The organism is Aeromonas sp. Prich7-2, assembly GCF_017939255.1.
In the GTDB taxonomy this organism is placed as follows: Bacteria; Pseudomonadota; Gammaproteobacteria; order Enterobacterales; family Aeromonadaceae; genus Aeromonas; species Aeromonas caviae.
This window is the reverse complement of sequence record NZ_JAGKRI010000127.1, coordinates 1-4084: the sequence shown is the minus strand read 5'-3', so window position 1 is coordinate 4084 and position 4084 is coordinate 1. Positions and strand designations below refer to the sequence as shown.

The 4084-nt window shown below is 60.7% G+C and carries 4 protein-coding genes; 3 read left to right on the top strand and 1 reads right to left on the bottom strand.

Annotated elements, in window-relative coordinates; genetic code table 11:
* The 3 genes from J9892_RS17615 to htpG all read left to right on the top strand — a co-directional run.
* Nucleotides 1-137 (top strand): integrase core domain-containing protein (locus J9892_RS17615; protein ID WP_147292412.1); only part of this gene is annotated, 137 nt, incomplete at its 5' end.
* 714 nt (nucleotides 138-851) lie between these two features.
* Nucleotides 852-1454 carry a recombination mediator RecR gene (recR, locus tag J9892_RS17610; RefSeq protein WP_042863719.1) on the top strand — a complete coding sequence of 201 codons (603 nt, stop codon included), beginning with the start codon at nucleotides 852-854 and terminating at the stop codon, nucleotides 1452-1454.
* A 539-nt stretch (nucleotides 1455-1993) separates the two neighbouring features.
* The gene (htpG, locus tag J9892_RS17605) at nucleotides 1994-3907 is read left to right on the top strand and encodes a molecular chaperone HtpG (protein ID WP_042017279.1); all 1914 of its coding nucleotides are present in this window, start codon (nucleotides 1994-1996) and stop codon (nucleotides 3905-3907) included.
* Here htpG and J9892_RS17600 read toward each other — a convergent pair.
* On the bottom strand, nucleotides 3882-4084 hold a 203-nt coding region (locus J9892_RS17600), incomplete at its 5' end, for a hypothetical protein (protein ID WP_210538637.1). The genes htpG and J9892_RS17600 overlap by 26 nt on opposite strands.

The following is a 4084-nucleotide window of genomic DNA, read 5'->3' as shown; positions in this document are numbered from 1 at the left end:
TGCCAAAACCGGATAGCCGAACAGCGGTAGGCAATTTGGCTATCGCGTTTGAGCATTATAACGAGCACCACCCGCACAGCGCCTTGGGATACCGTTCACCACGGGAATTTCTGCGCAGTCGGGTATCACAACCCTAAGCGGGAAAAAGTGTCTGGACCTATGGGGTCAAATCCAGGGATCACTTTTGGCCGCTATGGTAAACGGGTAAGGGAAGGTGCGAATAAGTCATATGGCACGAGAGCATTTACTGGTAACCCATTGATATTAAATGACTAAAATTTTCATTTTTTGTTCGTGGGATACTTGTTCGCACTTTCCCTAGCTCTCACCGTGCCCTAGTAACGGCCTCAACGGAGCTGGTTGTCGCGTGAGTCATACTAATCGGCCGGTGAAAAAACAGAAGGGGGAGCCGTTGAAAACCGGCGCAACGTCATAAATCGGGACCTCAAGAGGGCATTTATTGTTTGGTTTTGCTAAACGATAACTGATTGTCGAATAGAAAAACCAAACAATGTGGGCCTGGTTTCTGGCCGTGCTGGCTTGTCTGGAGGCTGGTGGGGAGTGAGTTGGGGCAATCTGGGAGGGTTTCCCGGTTTCCCCGGAATTGGTTTGGCAATCATGGCGTGATCTGGGTTGTGGGGAGAGGGGAAGGGGAGGTTGCCGCTCAGTGCTGCGCCCCGACCGGGGTGATGTTGGGCCGTCAGGCACTGTGGCGGGATCCGGCCATTGGCGCCCGGGGCCGGCTCGGGTATAGTCCTGCGCCAACAAGATAGGTTCGGATGGAGGCGTCGGCACCGCTTCAGGCAAGCGGGCCGAATCACTCCTTCGGCGCGGCTTTAAAGGATATCCCCATGAAATTCAGTCCCCTGCTCGATGAGATGATGAAGGCGCTGCAGGTCTTGCCGGGCGTGGGCCCGAAATCGGCCCAGCGCATGGCGTTCACCCTGCTGGAGCGCGAGCGCAGCGGCGGCCTGCGTCTGGCCTCCCTGCTCAATCGGGCGCTCACCGAAATCGGTCATTGCAGCCACTGCCGCACCTTTACCGAGAACGATCGCTGCGATATTTGCGCCAATCCCAAGCGCGAGGAGAACGGCCTGCTCTGTGTGGTGGAGAGCCCGGCGGACGTGGCCGCCATCGAGCAGACCGGCCAGTTCTCCGGCCGTTACTTCGTGCTGATGGGGCACCTGTCGCCCCTTGACGGCATCGGCCCCGAGGAGCTGGGGCTCGATATCCTGGAGCGCCGCCTCAAGGAGGAGCAGATCAAGGAGCTGATCCTCGCCACCAACCCCACCATCGAGGGGGATGCCACCGCCTGGTACATCGCCGACATGGCCCGCACCGCCGGGGTGGAGGTGAGCCGCATCGCCCACGGCGTGCCGGTGGGCGGGGAGCTGGAGCTGGTGGATGGCACCACGCTCTCCCACTCCCTGATGGGGCGCCAGCGTCTGAGCTAAAGAGGCAACGAACCCCACCCCGGCCCTCCTCTTGGCAGGGGAGGGAGCGATGGATCCTGCCCCACTCCTCCCTTTGGCAGGGAAGAAAGCAACGAACCCCGCCTCAGCCCTCCCCTTGATAGGGGAGGGAGCAATGGATCTTGCCCCACTCCTCCCTTTGGCAGGGAAGAAAGCAACGGAGCCCGCCCCATGCCCCCTTTGGCAGGGGAGGGGGCAACGGATCCCACCTCATGCTTCCCCTTGGCAGAGGAGGGAGCAACGCACCCCACCCCAGCCCTCCCTTTGGCAGGGGAGAGCAAGGCTGACCCCGCTATTGGCTCCACGCTCGATCCCAATCTGACCCTCCTCGCCAGACAGGGGGCGACGGTGCACCTCCCCCTTGTGAAGGGGGAGGCCGGGAGGGGGTTGCCTGTGTGAGCCAAGCGAGGGGCCGGTGTGCAAATTTGCTCTCAAGTTTGCACGCAAGCCCCTTGATATTTGAAAGGCCAACCCCATCTAGCTTGGGAATCTGTTCAACCCGACGTTTTGAGGACTGGTCGATGACCCAAAGTGTTCACGCCGAAACCCACGGCTTTCAGACTGAAGTCAAACAACTGCTGAGCCTGATGGCTCACAGCCTCTACTCCAACAAAGAAGTATTCCTGCGCGAGCTGATTTCCAACGCCTCCGATGCGGCGGACAAGCTGCGCTTCAAGGCGCTTTCCGATGCCTCTTTGTTCGAAAACGACGGCCAGTTGCGCGTGCGCCTGGTGGTGGACAAAGAGAACAAGACCCTGACCATTTCGGACAACGGCATCGGCATGACCCGTGACCAGGTGATCGAGCACCTGGGCACCATCGCCAAGTCCGGCACTGCCGAGTTCTTCAAGCACCTCTCCGGTGACCAGGGCAAGGATTCCCAGCTGATCGGCCAGTTCGGGGTGGGCTTCTACTCCGCCTTCATCGTGGCCGACAAGGTGACCGTGGTCTCCCGCGCCGCCGGCACCGCGCCGGAGCAGGGCGTGCAGTGGGAATCACAAGGGGAAGGCTCCTTCACCGTGGCTGACGTGACCAAAGCCGGTCGCGGCACCGACGTCATCCTGCACCTGCGCAGCGATGAAGAGGAGTTCCTGGACGACTGGCGCCTGCGCTCCGTGGTCAGCAAATATTCCGACCACATCAGCGTGCCGGTGGAGATGTACAAAGAGGGCACCCCGGATCGCGAAGAAGACGGTGAAACCATCGTCGGTACCCCGGGCGAGTGGGAGCAGGTCAACCGCGCCACCGCGCTCTGGACCCGTAACCCGAAGGACATCAAGGACGAGGAGTACCAGGAGTTCTACAAGCACGTCGCCCACGACTTCGAAGATCCGCTCCTGTGGGGTCACAACCGGGTGGAAGGGGCCCAGGAGTACACCAGCCTGCTCTACATCCCGGCCCGTGCGCCGTTCGATCTCTACAACCGCGAGCAGAAGCACGGCCTGAAACTCTATGTGCAGCGCGTCTTCATCATGGACGACGCCGAGCAGTTCATGCCGACCTACCTGCGCTTCGTGAAAGGGGTGCTGGACTCCAACGATCTGCCGCTCAACGTCAGCCGTGAAATTCTGCAGGACAACAAGGTGACCGCCTCCCTGCGCAAGGCCTGCTCCAAGCGCGTGCTCACCATGCTCAACAAGCTGGCGAAAGAGGATGGCGAGAAGTACGCCAAGTTCTGGAGCGAGTTCGGCAATGTGCTCAAAGAGGGCCCGGCCGAGGATTACGCCAACCGGGAAGAGATCGCGAAGCTCTTGCGCTTTGCCAGCACCGCCGGTGAGGGCGAAGCCCAGACCGTGTCGCTCGAGGATTACGTTGGCCGCATGAAGGAAGGTCAGCAGAAGATTTACTACATCACCGCCGACTCTTATGCCGCTGCCAAGAACAGCCCGCACCTCGAGATCTTCCGCAAGAAGGGCGTCGAAGTGCTGCTGATGTGGGAGCGGGTGGACGAGTGGCTGATGAGCCACCTGACCGAGTTCGACGGCAAGCAGCTGGTCTCCGTCACCCGTGGCGAACTGGATCTCGGGGATCTGGAAGACGACGCCTCCAAGCAGGCGCAGGAGGAGGCCGAAAAAGCCAACGCCGGTCTGGTGGAGCGGGTCAAGAAGAGCCTCGGGGAGGCGGTGAAAGAGGTGCGCGTCACCCACCGTCTGACCGACTCGCCGTCCTGCATCGTCACCGACGCCCACGGCATGAGCACCCAGATGATCAAGCTGATGCGCGCCGCCGGTCAGCCGGTGCCGGAGCAGAAGTACATCCTGGAGCTCAACCCCGACCATGCCCTGGTGAAGAAGCTCGGCACCATCGAGGATGAGAGCCTGTTTGGCGAGTGGGTCTCCCTCCTGCACGAGCAGGCCCAGCTGGCGGAGCAGGGTGGCCTCAATGATCCGGCGAGCTTCGTCTCCCGTATCAACCGTCTGCTACTCCAGGCGTGATGTGATTGTGATTGGCCCACTGCATGACAGTGGGCTTTTTTTTGGTTCTTCGCGGGATCTTGGGGAAGTGGAAGTTGACAGACAGGGTGCTGGTAAACTGGCTGTCTCCAAACACACCACCACCATCACCCTGCTGTCGCCGTGCATCATATTGATATTGCCTCCTTCTGGCCAGGT